Raw genomic sequence first — 14,025 nt, forward strand, 5'->3', positions numbered from 1 at the left:
CCGGACCTCCCGGGGTCTCTGCCTCAGGCTACTTGTCGTCCTGCGACGTCGTCGGGTGCCCCAGGTGGCGCCGCGCGAACTCCTGGCACGCGGCCAGGTCGGCCTCGCGTCCCTTCTTGCCGCCGGAACCTCGGGTGTTGACCTCGAGCACCACGTGGCCCCGCCAGCCGGTCGTCGCCAGGTGCTCCAGCAGCTCGGCGGCGGGCTGGTCACCGGCACCGGGCATGAGATGGTCGTCCTTGAACGAGCCCCTCCCATCGGTGAGATGGACGTGCCGCAGGCGGTCGCCCCACGCCTTCGCCAGCTGCAACGAGTCCTGCTTCGCGGTCGAGGCGTGCGACAGGTCGAGGGTGAGGTGGTCGTAGTCGAGCTCGCTGGGATCCCAGCCGGGCAGGTAGGCCTTGAACTCGTTGTTGCGCGGCCCGCGCCACGGATACATGTTCTCGACGCAGAACTCCACGCCGGTCTCCTGGGTGAGGCGGCGTACGCCGGCGACGAAGTCCGAGGCATACCGACCCTGCCAGCGGAACGGCGGGTGGACCACGACGGTCGACGCCCCGAGGCGCGTGGCGGCGTCGGCGGAACGCTGGAGCTTCTCCCACGGATCGGATCCCCACACCCGTTGCATCACGAGCAGCGTCGGCGCGTGGATCGACACCACGGGGACCTGGTGGTGGTCGCGGAGGCGTTCGAGGGCGTCGACGTCGAGCGATGTGGAGTCGAGGCCCACCATGACCTCGATGCCGTCGAAGCCCAGGCGGCTGGCGTACGCGAAGCCCGCGGCCGTGGACTCCGGGTAGGCGCACGTGGTGCTCATCGAGACCAGAATCTGCTCCATCGGACCAGACTATCCAGCGCCGGCGCGCGTGTAGCAGGAGAGTACGCGCTCCACGTACGCCTCCCCCAGAAACGTTCGCCGGGCCGCCAGGCAGGCGCGTGAGGCGGAGACGACCTCCGCACGGTCGTCGGCGAGCCGGACGAGGGTGGCGGCCAGCTCGTCGACGCCTCCGAACGCGGGGATGCCCGCTCCCCCGTCGAGGCCCTCGGTGAGCGCCGGGTCGCGGTGGACGACGCCGCGCAGCGCCATCACCGACTCGACGACAGTCATGGGCTGGTTGTCGAAGCCGCACGAGGTGAGGACCATGACGTGGGCGGCCCGGATGCGCTCCTGCACCTCGGCGTGCGGGAGCCGGCCACGGCAGGTCACCTCCGGGCGCCCGCGCGCGATGGCCCGCGCCCGCACCAGCGACTCGCCCGACCCGATGACCTCGACCTGGAGCCGCCCCGGACCGAGACGCTCCGCGGCCGCGACGACGGCGCGGACGAACAACGTCAGGCGCTTCTCCTCGACCGCACGGCCGATCCACACGACCCGCAGCGGCCCGGCGGCGGTGTGCTCGTCGAGCACCTCGGCCTCCGGTGGCACGGCCAGCGCGTTGGGGATGACGTCCACGGGCCCCAGCCCGGCAGCGGTCACCTGGTCGGCCACGTGCTGCGACGGCACGACGATCCGGTCGGCCTGCTCGGCCACGGCGTACGTCAGGCCCCGCAGGGCCGCGTCCCCGGGCAGGTCGGCCAGCGGACGCCGCCGCCAGCGGGTGCCCGCGACGAGCCGCTGGTAGACAGGCACGACCAGCGGCAGCAGCCACTGGATCGGATAGCTCGTGTGGAACCAGCAGTGGATCGTCTCGACCACGGGGATCCCCCGGGCCCGCGCCACCTGCAGGGCGGCGGTCGCCAGGCCCAGCTCCGAGTGGAGGTGGACGACGTCCGCGCCGGCCAGCGCGCGGTGGACGACCTCCCGCGTACGGGGGGTGTTGCGCACCGAGACGACCTGCGCGAACGGGACGTAGAGCGCGGCGGGCAGGCCGATGACCTCGATGCCGAGGTCGCGCCCCACCCGCGCGAGGCGCCGGGACGCCGGGGCCACCAGAACGACCTCGTGGCCGACGGCGAGCGCCCGGGCCTGCTCGACGAGAGCCGTCTGGGCACCGCCCAGGACGTCGAGGCTGTAGTCGCTGACCAGGGCGACCCGGCGTACGCTCACGCGTGCTCCGGGTGGTCCCCACGCATGGAGAGGATGCCGACGGCGCCGAAGGCCAGCGCGGCGGTGAGGACCATGAGGATGGCGTGCCCGGCGCCGATGCCGGAGCCCTCGCCCAAGGCGAAGACGCCGAACAGGACGGCCATGACCGGGTCGACGGTGGTCATGACGCCGACGCTGACCGAGGCCCGGCCGGCAGCGAACGACTGCTGGACGACCCAGGCCGCGCCACCGTACGCGCACACCAGCACCGCGACCGTCGCCCACAGCCACGGCGAGCGGAACGGGTCGGGCTTGCTGAGGGTGATGAGGCCCACACGGATGAACCCCGTCGCCAGGCCGTAGACCATGGCCGCTGACGCGGCCCACAAGAACGCGCGCCAGGCGCCGCGGGCGCGTAGGGCGGACAGCCCGGCGAGGGCGGCGAGCAGCACGATCGGGATGGCGGTGGTGACCACCGGTGCGAGCGCGAGGTGGTCGGTGGCCTGCGACTTCAGCGAGGCCAGCACGACGAACGCGGCCAGCGAGACCACGGCGACGAGGACCGTCAGCCACAGCGACGGTTTCGACTCCAGCCGCCTCTGGCGGATCTCCAGCAGCACGGCCCACACGATCGACAGGATGCCGATGGGCTGCACGAGCGTGATCGGCGCGAACGTGAGCGCGGTCAGGTGGAAACCAGCCGACCCGCCGATCAGCAGCAGGCCCAGGAGCCAACGCGGGTTGCGCAGCAGCTTCAGGAAGGCCGAGAAGCCGACGGAGTCTTTGCCGCCCTGCCCCACGGTGTGGTGCTGCAGCGCGATGCCCCCGGCATAGCAGAACGTGCCGAGGACGGAGATGATGACGGCCAGCGGTGCGGAGGGTGTGAGCATTGTGGTCAGCCTAGGTCCCGTCCGGGCTCAGTCGCGCCGACGCAGGCGGCGCGTGCGCATCGAGCCGTCGGCGAAGTATTCGAGGTGGTCGAGGTGGTTGAGGATGATGCCCTCGCGCAGCGCCCACGGGCACAGGATGAGCTCGTCGAGGCCCGCGAGCTCCATCACCGACTCGGCGACGACGGCACCGGCCAGGATCTGCGCGGAGCGTCCCTCGGACACGCCGGGCAGCCCGGCGCGGTTCTCGGGCTTCATCGACTCCAGCTTCTCGATGACCTCCGCGAGGTCGTCGCGGCGCAGGACGCGGCGGACGAAGGGGCCCTCGGCGGCGGGCGCGGCGCCGGTGAGGCGACCGAGCGTGCGGAAGGTCTTCGAGGTGGCCACGGCCCGGTCGAACGGACCGCGGCGGAGCACGTCACCGATGACCGCCCCGATCTCGGTGCGGGCGTGACGGCGTACCTTCACCCGCTCGCGCGGGCCGAACGAGCGCGCCATGCGTCCCGCGCCGACCGGGACGGACAGGGCGATCTCGGGCTCCTCGTCGGGGCCGACGGCCATCTCGAGCGAGCCACCACCGATGTCGAAGACGGCGAGCGTGCCGGCCGACCAGCCGAACCAGCGGCGGGCGGCGAGGAACGTGGCGCGGGCCTCGTCGTGGCCGGAGAGGACGCGCAGCTCGATGCCGGTCTTCTCCTTGACTTCGGCGATGACCTCGTCGCAGTTGGACGCCTCGCGCAGCGCGGAAGTGACGAACGGCAGGACGTCGGAGCAACCGGTGTCCTCGGCGACAACGCCGCACTCGCCGACCATCTCGACGAGCGCGTCGATGCCCTTGCGGCTCATCGTGCCGTTGTCCTCGAGGTGTTCTGCCAGCCGCAGCTCGCGCTTGTGGGAGACAGCCGGGACGGGCGCGCCTCCGACGCGGGCGTCCACGACGAGCATGTGGACGGTGTTGGAACCGATGTCGATCACTCCGAGGCGCACCCACGAACCCTAGCGCCGAGATCATAGACTCGACGAATGCCCGAGATCCTGGCCCGCTTCCCCCGCAACTTCGTCGAGTTCACCGATCCCGCCGACGACGACCAGGTGTTTCGCTGCGACCTCACGTGGCTCACCTCACGCTGGCAGTGCATCTTCGGGTCGGGCTGCCGCGGCATCTACGCCGACCGGCCCGACGACGGCTGCTGCACGCTGGGCGCCCACTTCTCCGACGCCGACGACGAGGCGCGGGTCGGCCGGGCGGCCGCCCGGTTGACCGCCGAGCAGTGGCAGCTGCGGGACGAGGGGCTGGCCGGCGGCTGGGCCGAGCCGGAGGACCCGGAGACGGTCGCCGAGGGCGAGGAGCCCGCACGCAAGACACGGATCGTCGACGGCGCCTGCATCTTCCTCAACCGCCCGGGGTTCCCCGCCGGCTCCGGGTGCGCCCTGCACGTGCTCGCCGCCGACGAGAAGGTGTCCTTCGTCGAGACCAAGCCCGACGTGTGCTGGCAGCTGCCGATCCGACGCCAGTATCGCGAGGTCACCCTGGCCGACGAGTCGACCTACACCGAGGTGACGATCGGCGAGTACGTGCGTGGGGGCTGGGGACCGGGCGGCCACGACCTCGACTGGTACTGCACGTCGAACACCGAGGCCCACACGGGGAAAGACCCGGTCTACGTGAGCTCGCGCGACGAGCTCGTGGAGCTGATGGGGCCGGCGGCGTACGCCACGCTGGTCGACCACTGCGAGGATTTCCTCGCCGGCGGCGCCCGGACGGTCCACCCGGCGACCGCGCGGACAACCGGAGGGGTCGCGGGCGGTCGATGAACCGCACGTGGGCGACGGCTCGACCTGCAGACTGTACGCCAGTGCGATGCCGCCGCGACCGAGGGGTCCCTGAGTTTGTGCTGGGATCACAGGGGTCCACAATGGGGCCATGCATCTCGACCACCTTGTGTTCGCCGCCGGCCCCGAGGGCCTGGTCAAGTCTGCCGAGCGCCTGAGCTCGCTCATCGGACAGGACTCCCTGAACGGCGGGTTCCACCCCTCCTTCGGCACGCGCAACCGGGTGATCCCGCTCGCCGACGACCGCTACATCGAGATCGTCGAGGTCCTCGACCACCCGGCTGCCGACAAGGCGCCGTTCGGTCAGGTCGTCCGCGCCCGCTCCGAGGCCGGCGGCGGCTGGCTCGGTTGGGCCGTCTCGGTCGACGACCTCGCCCCCTACGAGGAGCGACTGGGCCGCCAGGCGGTCGACGGTGCCCGCAACTTCCCCGATGGACGCCGACTCAGCTGGAAGCAGGTGGGCGTCAAGGGCCTGCAGGCCGACCCGCAGCTCCCCTTCTTCCTGAAGTGGACCTCCGACGAGTCGGTCCTCCCCCGCGCGCTCGAGGGCAGCGTCGAGTTGATCCGCCTCGAGGTCGCCGGTGACAAGAACCGGCTCCAGGACTGGCTGGGCGGCTCGTGCGCCGACCTGTTCGGAGACTTCGACATCGAGTGGATCGCGCCGCACGGCACGCCGGGCATCGTCGCCGCCCACTTCCGCACCGCCAACGGCAAGGTCCGCGTCTGATGGCTGTCCGCATCCGCGGCTCGGTCGCGGGCCTGCCCCCGTACCGTCCCGGCAAGCCCGCCCCCCCGGGCCCCGATGGGGTGTCCTACAAGCTCTCGTCCAACGAGAACCCGTACGAGCCGCTGCCCGGCGTGCTGGAGGCCGTCCAGGCCTCGTGCGCCCACATGAACCGCTACCCCGACGCGTCGAACACCGAAATAGGCCGTCGGCTCGCCGAGTTCCTGTCGCGCGAGGGTGTCGCGGTCGCCCCCGACAACGTGGTCTTCGGGACCGGCTCGGTGACGGTGCTGGCCACCGTCCTCCACGCCGCCTGCGAGGCCGGTGCCGAGGTGGTTTACGGCTGGCGGTCCTTCGAGGCCTACCCCATCGCCGTCCAGCTCGCCGACGCGACCCCCGTGCCCGTGGCGCTGACCGCCGACGGCGAGCACGATCTGGCGGCGATGCGGGCCGCCATGACCGAACGCACCCGCGTGGTGATGCTGTGCACGCCGAACAACCCAACCGGGCCGACCATCCCCCACGACGACCTCGTCGAGTTCGTCGCCGACCTGCCCGACGACGTGCTCGTGCTGGTCGACGAGGCGTACGTCGAGTTCGTCACCGATCCCGCCGCCACGCGCGGGCTGGAGGTCTGGGAGCGGTTCCCGAACGTCGTGGTCCTGCGTACCTTCTCGAAGGCGTACGGCCTCGCCGGGTTCCGCGTGGGCTACGCCGTGGCCCACCCCGACCTCGCCGCCGCGCTGCGCGCGTGCACGCTGCCGTTCGGTGTCTCCGCGCCCGCACAGGCCGCCGTCGTCGCTTCGCTGGACGCACAGGCCGAACTGCAGGAGCGCGTGGACGCCCTCGTCGTCGAGCGCGAGCGGCTCGCCGACGGCCTGCGCGGCCTCGGTTTCGCCGTGCCCTCGGCCCAGGGCAACTTCGTGTGGCTTCCTGCGCGCGAGCGCTCGCAGGAGTACGCGGACGTCTTCTCCGCCGCTGGCCTGATGGTGCGCGCCTACGTGGCGGGCGACAACCAGGACGGCGTACGCATCACCGTGGGCGAGCCCGAGGCGAACCGCCTCGTGCTCGAGACCGCCGAACGCCTCCAGCGCTGAGGGCGCCCGTCAAGTCCGCCCCGTTTCGCATCTTGGTGGTCTGCACCGGCAACATCTGCCGGTCCCCGGCCGGACACCTGCTGCTGCAGCGCTACCTCGGTGACTCCGTCGAGGTCACCAGCGCGGGCACCCATGCACTCGTGGGCCAGCCCGTCGACCCGACGAGGCCGAGGAACGGCAGTGCCTTCGAACGCATGGACACACCCTACGTGACGGGCCACACGTCCGCCCGGTGTCCGGGAATTGTCGGACGGCTCACCTAGGGTCGACGCCATGGGGAAGTCATCGACGAAGGCCGCGTACGCGTGCACCGAGTGCGGCTGGCAGACGGCGCGCTGGGTGGGCCGCTGCGGCGAGTGCCAGACGTGGGGCAGCGTGGCCGAGCAGGGGGCGCCGCGAGTCCACGAGGTGAGGGCGGCCGCGCCGGTGACGAGGGCCGTGCCGATCGCCGAGGTCAGCGCAACCGCGGCCAGCCGAGACCTGACGGGCGTCGGCGAGCTCGACCGCGTGCTCGGCGGCGGCCTCGTGCCGGGCGCGGTGTGCCTGCTGGCGGGCGAGCCGGGCGTCGGCAAGTCGACGCTCCTGCTCGAGGTCGCCGCGCGCTGGGCCCGCGGGGAGCGACGCACCCTCTATGTGTCGGGTGAAGAGTCCGCCGCCCAGGTGCGGCTGCGCGCGACACGCACCGAGGCGCTCGCCGACGAGCTCTACCTCGCCGCCGAGTCAGACCTCGGCACGATCCTTGGCCACATAGAAGACATCTCCCCCAGCCTGTGCGTGATCGACTCGATCCAGACGGTGTCGACCGCCGAGGCCGAGGGCTCACCGGGTGGTGTCTCCCAGGTGCGCGAGACCACGGCCGCCATCGTCCGCGTCGCCAAGCTTCGGGGGATGGCGGTCATCATCGTCGGCCACGTCACCAAGGACGGCAACATCGCCGGGCCGCGCACGATGGAACACCTCGTCGACGTCGTGCTCAACTTCGAGGGCGACCGCCACTCGGGCTTCCGCATGGTGCGCGCCACCAAAAACCGCTTCGGCCCCGCCGACGAGGTCGGCTGCTTCGAGATGGCCGAGCACGGGATCGTCGAGGTCCCCGACCCGTCGGGGCTCTTCACGAGCCACCACACCGAACCCGTCACGGGAACGTGCGTGACGGTGACGATGGAGGGGCGCCGACCGCTGCTGGCCGAGATCCAAGCGTTGGTCGCCCCGAGCGCGCTCCAGTCGCCGAAGCGCACGACTCACGGCGTCGAGTCGAACCGCATCGCGATGGTGACGGCCGTGCTCCAGCGGCGAGCCAACATCGCGCTCGGCAACAAGGACGCCTACGTGTCCACGGTCGGCGGCGCGAAGGTGACCGACCCGGCTGTCGACCTGCCTGCGGCGATCGCGCTCGCCTCCGCGGCGCTGGAGCGCACGGCGACCGGCGTCGAGGGCAACCGGCGTCTGGTGGCGATCGGCGAGGTCGGCCTGGCCGGCGAGCTGCGCCGGGTGCCTGGCCTCGAACGACGCATCGCCGAGGCCGCCCGGCTGGGCTTCGACACCGCCATCGTCCCCGCCGAGCGCGGCACCGAGGGCCGCCGCCGCGCGGTGAAGGGCATGCGCGTCGTCGAGGTCGGCACCCTCAACCACGCGCTGTTCGAGGCGCTCGCCGCCAAGGAGCACCGCGACCGGGCCCCGCGCCCGGGTGACGAGGCGTAGGATCGACAGGACCGATCGACCGAGGAGACCCGTGCCCGTCCGCCGATACCGCGCCCAGCTCGCCCCGGGCACCCCGCTGCGATCCGGGCTCGAACGCATCCTCCGCGGGCGCACCGGCGCATTGATCGTGATGGGAACCAACCGACAGGTCCAGGGCATCACGACCGGCGGCTTCACCATCGACGTCCCGTTCACCGCCACCGCGCTGCGCGAGCTGGCGAAGATGGACGGCGCGATCATCCTCGACAACGACTGCGAACGCATCCTGATGGCCGGCGTACATCTGGTGCCCGACCCGTCGCTCGAGACGATCGAGACCGGCACGCGCCACCGCACCGCCCACCGCGTCGCCCAGCAGTGCGGCGTGCCCGTGGTGACGGTGTCTGCGTCGATGAACACCATCCAGATCTTCCTCGGCGATCAGCGCTACCTCATCGAGCAGTCCCCCGCGATCCTGGCACGGGCCAACCTGGCGCTCCAGACGCTGGAGCGCTATCAGGTGCGCCTCACCGAGATGACCAGCCGCCTCAACACCCTCGAGGTCCACGACCAGGTGACCGTCCGCGACTTCGTGGTGGTCTCCCAGCGGCTCGAGATGGTGCGTCGGCTGGCGGCCGAGACCGAGGCGTACGCGACCGAGCTCGGCTCCGACGGACGCCTCCTGCAGCTCCAGCTGTTCGAGGTGCAGGTCGGCTTCGCCGACCTGCCCGAGCTGCTCGAGAACGACTACAGGCCCGAGGGTGACGACTCGTTCTCGCTGGCACCGCTGCGCGACCTGCCCGACGAGGAGCTGGTCGACCCCGTCCTCGTGGCCCGCGCTATTGGCTTCACCGAGGCCCTCGACGCCCGCATCACGCCCCGCGGCCTGCGGCAGCTGTCGACGATCAACCGACTTCCCGGAACCGTCGCCGCCCGGCTCATCGACCACTTCGGCTCGCTGCAGGCGCTGTTCGGCGCCAGCACCCAAGAGCTCCAAGAAGTCGATGGCGTCGGCGGGGGACGTGCCCGGATGGTCCGCGAGGGTCTGACCCGTCTGGCCGAGGCCGCATACGTCGACCGTGTCGACTGACGTCGGTCAGACGCGACCGGTGTGCGGCAGACCCGTCGGCACGTCGGCGCTCCTCGGCTGACTGCCCGCCGGCGGTGTCGTGGTCGCCGCCACCGCGGGAGGCGTCGCGCCCGGAGGCGTCGCGGCGGGGGACGGCTGCGTCGAGGCGGTGGCGGGAGCAGCCGTATTGGCCGGAACAGGGGTGGTGGACCGAGCAGGCGTGGCGGCCGGAGCAGATGTGGCTCGCGGGGTAGCCGCGGGTGCAGGCGTCGCCCGCCCCGAGGTCTCCGCGGTGCCGGGCACGTCGACGGGCGCGGGCGCCTCGGCGGTCGGGGTGGGGGTCACCACCGGTGCCGAGGTGGGAGCCTGAGCGGGGCGTACCGCGTTGGCGAGGGACGCCACCGACATGCCCACGACCACCAGCACGCCTACCAGCGTCGCCAGCACGAGGACGCGCCTCATCCAGTAGGTGCCGGTACTCTCCGGCCCCACAGGATGCAGGATTCCGCTCATAGCACCAAGGCTAGGGAAATTCAATTCACTGTGGTGTCCGCCACGCCGTACGCGGGTCACACTTCGCGCCACCTAGAGTCAGCCCGTGCCCGATGACCTGACCCCGCGCGTGATCGAGTGGTACGCCCACCACGCCCGCGACCTTCCCTGGCGAGCCCGCGACTGCTCCGCCTGGGGCGTGATGGTCAGCGAGTTCATGCTCCAGCAGACGCCCGTCGCACGGGTCCTCGAGCCGTGGGCGGCCTGGCTCCGGCGCTGGCCGACACCGGCGGCGCTCGCCGCGGAAGCGCCCGGTGAGGCCGTGCGGGCATGGGGCCGGCTCGGCTACCCCCGTCGCGCGCTGCGGCTGCATGCCGCGGCCACGGAGATCGTCGAGCGCCACGACGGCGAGGTGCCCGCGGCGTACGAGGACCTGCTCGCGTTGCCGGGCGTCGGCGACTACACGGCGGCCGCGATCGCCAGCTTCGCCCATCAGGGGCGGCACGTCGTGCTCGACACGAACGTGCGCCGCGTCCTGGCGCGGACGCTGCAGGGGCGGGAGTTCCCGGGTGCCTCCCCGACGGCTGCAGAACGCAGGCTCGCCGCCGATCTGCTGCCGCAGACCGACGCCCACCTGTGGGCGGCCGCCTCGATGGAGCTCGGCGCGCTGGTCTGCACGGCACGATCACCGCGGTGCGTCGACTGCCCCGTCCTCGACTCCTGCGCGTGGGTGGCCGCCGGGCGGCCCGCCCACGACGGCCCGCCGCGCCGCGGCCAGACGTATGCCGGCACCGACCGGCAGGTTCGCGGACGACTCCTGGCCGTGCTGCGCGAGGCGGACGGCCCGGTCGACGCCACGGCGCTCACAGCCGTCTGGGACGACGCAGACCGGCGCAACCGGTGCCTGGCATCCCTGCTCCACGACGGGCTGGTGGTCCGCCGCGGCGACGCGTACGCCCTCCCCTAGGCGCTCCGGGTCGCACCGACGCTGGCGACGACCACGCAGGCCATGGCGGCGACCTCGACCCACGAGAGCCTCTCCCCGATCAGGACGAGCCCCGCGAGTGCGGCGGCGGCGGGCTCGAGCGACATGAGGATCCCGAAGACCTTCGACGGCATCGTGCGCAGCGCGGTGATCTCCAGCGAGTACGGGATCACCGACGACAGCAGGCCCACCGCCGCCCCGATGGCGAGCACGTGCGGCTGCCACAGGGACGAGCCGCCGACCGCCAGCGCGGGCCCGGTGATGACGGCCACGGCGACGAGGCTCGCCAGCGACAACCCGCTGAGGCCCTCCCACCGCTTGCCGGTGTGTCCCGACAGCAGGATGTACGCGGCCCACGCCACACCCGCCAGCAGGGCGTACGCGACGCCCACCAGGTCGAATCGCGAGGGCGTGAACCCCAGGAGCGCCACACCGATGGCGGCCAGGAGCACCCACAGGAAGTCGCGGGCACGTCTCGACCCGATGACCGCGATCGCCAGCGGCCCGAGGAATTCGATCGTCACCGCCATTCCCAGCGGAATCCGCGAGAAGCTCAGGTAGATCGCCCAATTCATGGTGACCAGAGACAGGCCGAACGCCGACACCACGGCCCAGTCGGTGGGCGTACGCCCACGCAGGCGCGGTCGGGCCCAGGCGAGCAGCACCAGCGTCGACGTCAGCAGGCGCAACCACACCATCGCCGTGGGAGAGATGACCCCGAAAAGGCCCTTGGCCACGGCGGCGCCCACCTGGACCGACAGGATGGAGACGGTGACGAGGAGCACCCCACTGTCGGGGGTCCTGGCGGGCGAGGTCATTGGGACAATGTAACGGGATGACCGAGACCGAGTGACGAACGATTCTGTACGACGCCACAGTGAATTGCGGGTCTGACCGACGAGGAGATCCGCCGGACAGCCCTCTCGATGCGCATCCTCCAGAGCTCCGACATCGTGTCGATGCAGGCGCCGATGGTCGGCTTCGGCTGGGCCGGCGACCAGGCGATCGCCGAGGTCGACGAGAAGCAGATGGCCGAGATGGCCAAGGCGCTACGCGAGGACAAGCTCGGTGAATACCTGGTCAATTTCCCGAAGAGCTGCACCGGCCCCAACTGCTGAGCAGGACGAATTCGGCCCGAATTCGTCCTGACCCTCCCGACATTCAGCTCGGGGTGCCGGCCCCCGGGCTCTGGCCGGGCTCGTTGCGGGTGCGGGCTCGGGACCCGCGTACGAGACCCTCGGCGACAACACCGACGCCGAGCGCCCATGCGCCGGCGACCACCGCCGGGTGGTAGAGCAGCGTCAGGTCCTCCAGCCGCGCGTTGGCGGGGCGGCGACGGTCGAACAGGACCTTCACCTCCGAGCCGATGGCGGGGGGCTCGGTGGTCGTCGTCGCCTCGGTGAACCGTCGGAACTGACCGTTGTGATCGGGATATTCGATGACGAGGCGATATTCGGCGGGCGCCTTGACCTGCCCGGCCTCGTCGCGGACCTCCTCGAGGGCGATGACTTCGCCGTTGGCCTCCCCTGAGCGCAACGAGTAGACCAGCGTGCTCACCGCGAGGCCGAGGGCGACGGCCGCGAGCACGGAGGCGACGGCCGCGCAGGCCCACCCGAGGAGGCGCCGCAGCCGGTCGGTGTCCTCGATCGCTACGGCGGTGCTCATTGTCACAGCCTAGCCATCCCGCGTGCACATGCCTGTCTGCCACGATGGGGGCCATGCGCGTTCTCGTCACCGGCGGTGCCGGCTACATCGGATCCCACACCGTCCTCCGCCTCCTCGAGGAGGGGCACGTCGTCCATGTCGTCGACAACCTCTCCAACTCCAGCCTCACATCCCTCGAGCGCGTACGCGGCCTCGTGGGCGAAGACGCCGGGCTGACGGCGCAGAAGGGCGACATCCGTACGCCGAGCGACCTGGACGAGGCGTTCGGCGCCTTCTCGCCCGACGCCGTCATCCACTTCGCTGGCCTCAAGGCCGTCGGTGAGTCGGTGGAGAAGCCGCTGATGTACTTCGACAACAACGTCGCGGGGTCGATCGAGCTGCTACAGGCGATGGAGCGCCACGGCTGCCGCACCCTGGTGTTCTCGTCGTCGGCGACCGTCTACGGCGACCGCGCCACTCCCCCCTTCCGGGAGGACTCGCCGCAGGGCACGACGAACCCCTACGGCGCCACGAAGCTGATGGTCGAGCAGATCCTCGACAACACCGCCGCCGGTCCAGGTGGTTGGTCGTTCGCCGCGCTGCGCTACTTCAACCCGATCGGCGCCCACGAGTCCGGCCGCATCGGAGAGGATCCGCTGGGCATCCCGAACAACCTGGTCCCCTACGTCGCCCAGGTCGCCGCCGGTCGCCGCGAGCACGTCAACGTCTTCGGCGACGACTACGACACCCCCGACGGCACGGGCGTACGCGACTACCTGCACGTCATGGACCTCGCCGAAGGCCACCTGCGTGCCCTCGGCGTGATCCACGGCAGCCCCGGGTTCAAGGTGTGGAACCTCGGCACGGGCCGCGGCTCGTCGGTGCTGGAGGTCGTGCAGGCGTTCCGCGACGCGTCCGGGCAAGAGATCCCCGCCGTCATCGGTCCGCGCCGTCCGGGTGACATCGCGACGTCGTACGCCGACGCCTCCCGCGCCCGCGACGAGCTCGGGTGGGTGGCCGAGCGCGACCTGGCGACGATGTGCCGCGACCACTGGGCGTGGCAGTCGGCCAACCCCGACGGCTACCGGGGCTGACCGAGCCGGTCAGTCGGCAGCGGCAGCCGCCGGGTCCGGGTGAGGTCGATGTCGCCGGGGTCGTCGGTCATGACTGGCCCCAGGCTGACCTCATCGCGGGTGAGCTCGGTGATGCGCACCGGGGTGGCGACCCCCTCGAGCAGGTAGGTCTCGGCCATCACCGACAGCCCGATCTCGTCGAGCAGGGTTTCCGCGGCGTCGAGCTCCCCGGCCTCCCCGCGGGGGCGCCACAGCAGGTCATGGGGCACGAACGCGCCGTCGGCGGTCATCGCGATGTAGCCGACGTGCTCGCCGTCATGGGCTCGGACGTGGTCGAACCACGTGATGTCCTGGTCGTCCATGGGGCGCAACTGTACGGAGCGCCTCCCGACCGCTCCAGTGCTTTTTGGCGGCCTCCTGGACATGACACGGGGCCCCGGCGGACCATGGTGGATTCTTGCGGTCCTCGCAACACCTGATGGTCTAGGCCGGTAGTAGATCACGCAAACGCTCGG

General features: G+C 71.5%; 17 protein-coding genes. 9 read left to right on the top strand and 8 right to left on the bottom strand.

Annotated features, from left to right (window positions below):
• Window positions 1–28: 28 nt before the first annotated feature.
• Genes ACYVGD_RS13170 through ACYVGD_RS13185 form a run of 4 tightly spaced genes read right to left on the bottom strand, consistent with a single transcriptional unit; the run spans window position 29 to window position 3,900 of the window.
• A complete protein-coding gene (locus ACYVGD_RS13170; protein ID WP_460744230.1) occupies window positions 29–838 on the bottom strand; it encodes a sugar phosphate isomerase/epimerase family protein in 810 nt (269 codons plus the stop codon).
• 9 nt (window positions 839–847) lie between these two features.
• On the bottom strand, window positions 848–2,047 hold the full coding sequence (locus ACYVGD_RS13175) for a glycosyltransferase family 4 protein (RefSeq protein WP_460744231.1): 1,200 nt from the start codon (window positions 2,045–2,047) through the stop codon (window positions 848–850).
• A complete protein-coding gene (locus ACYVGD_RS13180; RefSeq protein WP_460744232.1) occupies window positions 2,044–2,916 on the bottom strand; it encodes a DMT family protein in 873 nt (290 codons plus the stop codon). Before ACYVGD_RS13180 ends, ACYVGD_RS13175 begins: the two co-directional genes overlap by 4 nt.
• 27 nt (window positions 2,917–2,943) lie before the next feature.
• The gene (locus ACYVGD_RS13185) at window positions 2,944–3,900 is read right to left on the bottom strand and encodes a Ppx/GppA family phosphatase (protein ID WP_460744233.1); all 957 of its coding nucleotides are present in this window, start codon (window positions 3,898–3,900) and stop codon (window positions 2,944–2,946) included.
• A 36-nt stretch (window positions 3,901–3,936) separates the two neighbouring features.
• Between ACYVGD_RS13185 and ACYVGD_RS13190 the strand changes: the two genes are divergently transcribed.
• From ACYVGD_RS13190 to disA, 6 genes are all read left to right on the top strand, one after another.
• Window positions 3,937–4,728, top strand: a complete 792-nt coding sequence (locus tag ACYVGD_RS13190) for a hypothetical protein (RefSeq protein WP_460744234.1) — start codon at window positions 3,937–3,939, stop codon at window positions 4,726–4,728.
• A 109-nt stretch (window positions 4,729–4,837) separates the two neighbouring features.
• Complete coding sequence (locus ACYVGD_RS13195; protein WP_460744235.1) at window positions 4,838–5,473, top strand: VOC family protein; 636 nt, start codon at window positions 4,838–4,840, stop codon at window positions 5,471–5,473.
• Window positions 5,473–6,567 (top strand): histidinol-phosphate transaminase, encoded by a 1,095-nt coding sequence (gene hisC / locus ACYVGD_RS13200; RefSeq protein ID WP_460744236.1) that lies wholly within the window; start codon window positions 5,473–5,475, stop codon window positions 6,565–6,567. The genes ACYVGD_RS13195 and hisC overlap by 1 nt, the downstream gene beginning before the upstream one ends.
• Window positions 6,568–6,602: 35 nt before the next feature.
• Window positions 6,603–6,830 (top strand): arsenate-mycothiol transferase ArsC, encoded by a 228-nt coding sequence (locus tag ACYVGD_RS13205; protein WP_460744237.1) that lies wholly within the window; start codon window positions 6,603–6,605, stop codon window positions 6,828–6,830.
• A 10-nt stretch (window positions 6,831–6,840) separates the two neighbouring features.
• Complete coding sequence (gene radA, locus ACYVGD_RS13210; protein WP_460744238.1) at window positions 6,841–8,268, top strand: DNA repair protein RadA; 1,428 nt, start codon at window positions 6,841–6,843, stop codon at window positions 8,266–8,268.
• A gap of 31 nt (window positions 8,269–8,299) precedes the next feature.
• On the top strand, window positions 8,300–9,337 hold the full coding sequence (disA, locus tag ACYVGD_RS13215; protein WP_460744239.1) for a DNA integrity scanning diadenylate cyclase DisA: 1,038 nt from the start codon (window positions 8,300–8,302) through the stop codon (window positions 9,335–9,337).
• A 6-nt stretch (window positions 9,338–9,343) separates the two neighbouring features.
• Here the strand turns inward: disA and ACYVGD_RS13220 are convergent, their stop codons facing one another.
• Window positions 9,344–9,829: a hypothetical protein gene (locus tag ACYVGD_RS13220; protein WP_460744240.1), complete on the bottom strand. Its 486-nt coding sequence runs from the start codon at window positions 9,827–9,829 to the stop codon at window positions 9,344–9,346.
• A gap of 85 nt (window positions 9,830–9,914) precedes the next feature.
• Here ACYVGD_RS13220 and ACYVGD_RS13225 point away from each other — a divergent pair, with 85 nt between their 5' ends.
• Entirely contained in the window at window positions 9,915–10,775 is an 861-nt protein-coding gene (locus ACYVGD_RS13225; protein WP_460744241.1) for an HhH-GPD family protein, read from the top strand.
• On the opposite strand, the gene ACYVGD_RS13230 is transcribed toward ACYVGD_RS13225, so the two are convergent.
• Window positions 10,772–11,611: an EamA family transporter gene (locus tag ACYVGD_RS13230; RefSeq protein WP_460744242.1), complete on the bottom strand. Its 840-nt coding sequence runs from the start codon at window positions 11,609–11,611 to the stop codon at window positions 10,772–10,774. The genes ACYVGD_RS13225 and ACYVGD_RS13230 overlap by 4 nt on opposite strands.
• A gap of 108 nt (window positions 11,612–11,719) precedes the next feature.
• On the opposite strand from ACYVGD_RS13230, the gene ACYVGD_RS13235 reads away from it, so the two are divergent.
• Window positions 11,720–11,911, top strand: coding sequence for a hypothetical protein (locus ACYVGD_RS13235; protein ID WP_460744243.1), 192 nt, complete (start codon window positions 11,720–11,722; stop codon window positions 11,909–11,911).
• A gap of 43 nt (window positions 11,912–11,954) precedes the next feature.
• Here the strand turns inward: ACYVGD_RS13235 and ACYVGD_RS13240 are convergent, their stop codons facing one another.
• Window positions 11,955–12,458 carry a hypothetical protein gene (locus ACYVGD_RS13240; RefSeq protein WP_460744244.1) on the bottom strand — a complete coding sequence of 168 codons (504 nt, stop codon included), beginning with the start codon at window positions 12,456–12,458 and terminating at the stop codon, window positions 11,955–11,957.
• A 53-nt stretch (window positions 12,459–12,511) separates the two neighbouring features.
• On the opposite strand from ACYVGD_RS13240, the gene galE reads away from it, so the two are divergent.
• The gene (gene galE, locus ACYVGD_RS13245) at window positions 12,512–13,531 is read left to right on the top strand and encodes a UDP-glucose 4-epimerase GalE (protein WP_460744245.1); all 1,020 of its coding nucleotides are present in this window, start codon (window positions 12,512–12,514) and stop codon (window positions 13,529–13,531) included.
• On the opposite strand, the gene ACYVGD_RS13250 is transcribed toward galE, so the two are convergent.
• On the bottom strand, window positions 13,519–13,872 hold the full coding sequence (locus tag ACYVGD_RS13250; RefSeq protein ID WP_460744246.1) for a hypothetical protein: 354 nt from the start codon (window positions 13,870–13,872) through the stop codon (window positions 13,519–13,521). The genes galE and ACYVGD_RS13250 overlap by 13 nt on opposite strands.
• Window positions 13,873–14,025 lie beyond the last annotated feature (153 nt).

It is taken from the genome of Mariniluteicoccus endophyticus, assembly GCF_054780035.1.

Coding starts and splice junctions, on each gene's coding strand:
- ACYVGD_RS13230 (WP_460744242.1), bottom strand. CDS start 11,611: ATGACCTCGCCCGCCAGGACCCCCGACAGTGGGGTGCTCCTCGTCACC.
- radA (WP_460744238.1), top strand. CDS start 6,841: ATGGGGAAGTCATCGACGAAGGCCGCGTACGCGTGCACCGAGTGCGGC.
- ACYVGD_RS13220 (WP_460744240.1), bottom strand. CDS start 9,829: ATGAGCGGAATCCTGCATCCTGTGGGGCCGGAGAGTACCGGCACCTAC.
- ACYVGD_RS13240 (WP_460744244.1), bottom strand. CDS start 12,458: ATGAGCACCGCCGTAGCGATCGAGGACACCGACCGGCTGCGGCGCCTC.
- hisC (WP_460744236.1), top strand. CDS start 5,473: ATGGCTGTCCGCATCCGCGGCTCGGTCGCGGGCCTGCCCCCGTACCGT.
- ACYVGD_RS13250 (WP_460744246.1), bottom strand. CDS start 13,872: ATGGACGACCAGGACATCACGTGGTTCGACCACGTCCGAGCCCATGAC.
- ACYVGD_RS13190 (WP_460744234.1), top strand. CDS start 3,937: ATGCCCGAGATCCTGGCCCGCTTCCCCCGCAACTTCGTCGAGTTCACC.
- ACYVGD_RS13180 (WP_460744232.1), bottom strand. CDS start 2,916: ATGCTCACACCCTCCGCACCGCTGGCCGTCATCATCTCCGTCCTCGGC.
- galE (WP_460744245.1), top strand. CDS start 12,512: ATGCGCGTTCTCGTCACCGGCGGTGCCGGCTACATCGGATCCCACACC.
- ACYVGD_RS13195 (WP_460744235.1), top strand. CDS start 4,838: ATGCATCTCGACCACCTTGTGTTCGCCGCCGGCCCCGAGGGCCTGGTC.
- ACYVGD_RS13235 (WP_460744243.1), top strand. CDS start 11,720: ATGCGCATCCTCCAGAGCTCCGACATCGTGTCGATGCAGGCGCCGATG.
- ACYVGD_RS13170 (WP_460744230.1), bottom strand. CDS start 838: ATGGAGCAGATTCTGGTCTCGATGAGCACCACGTGCGCCTACCCGGAG.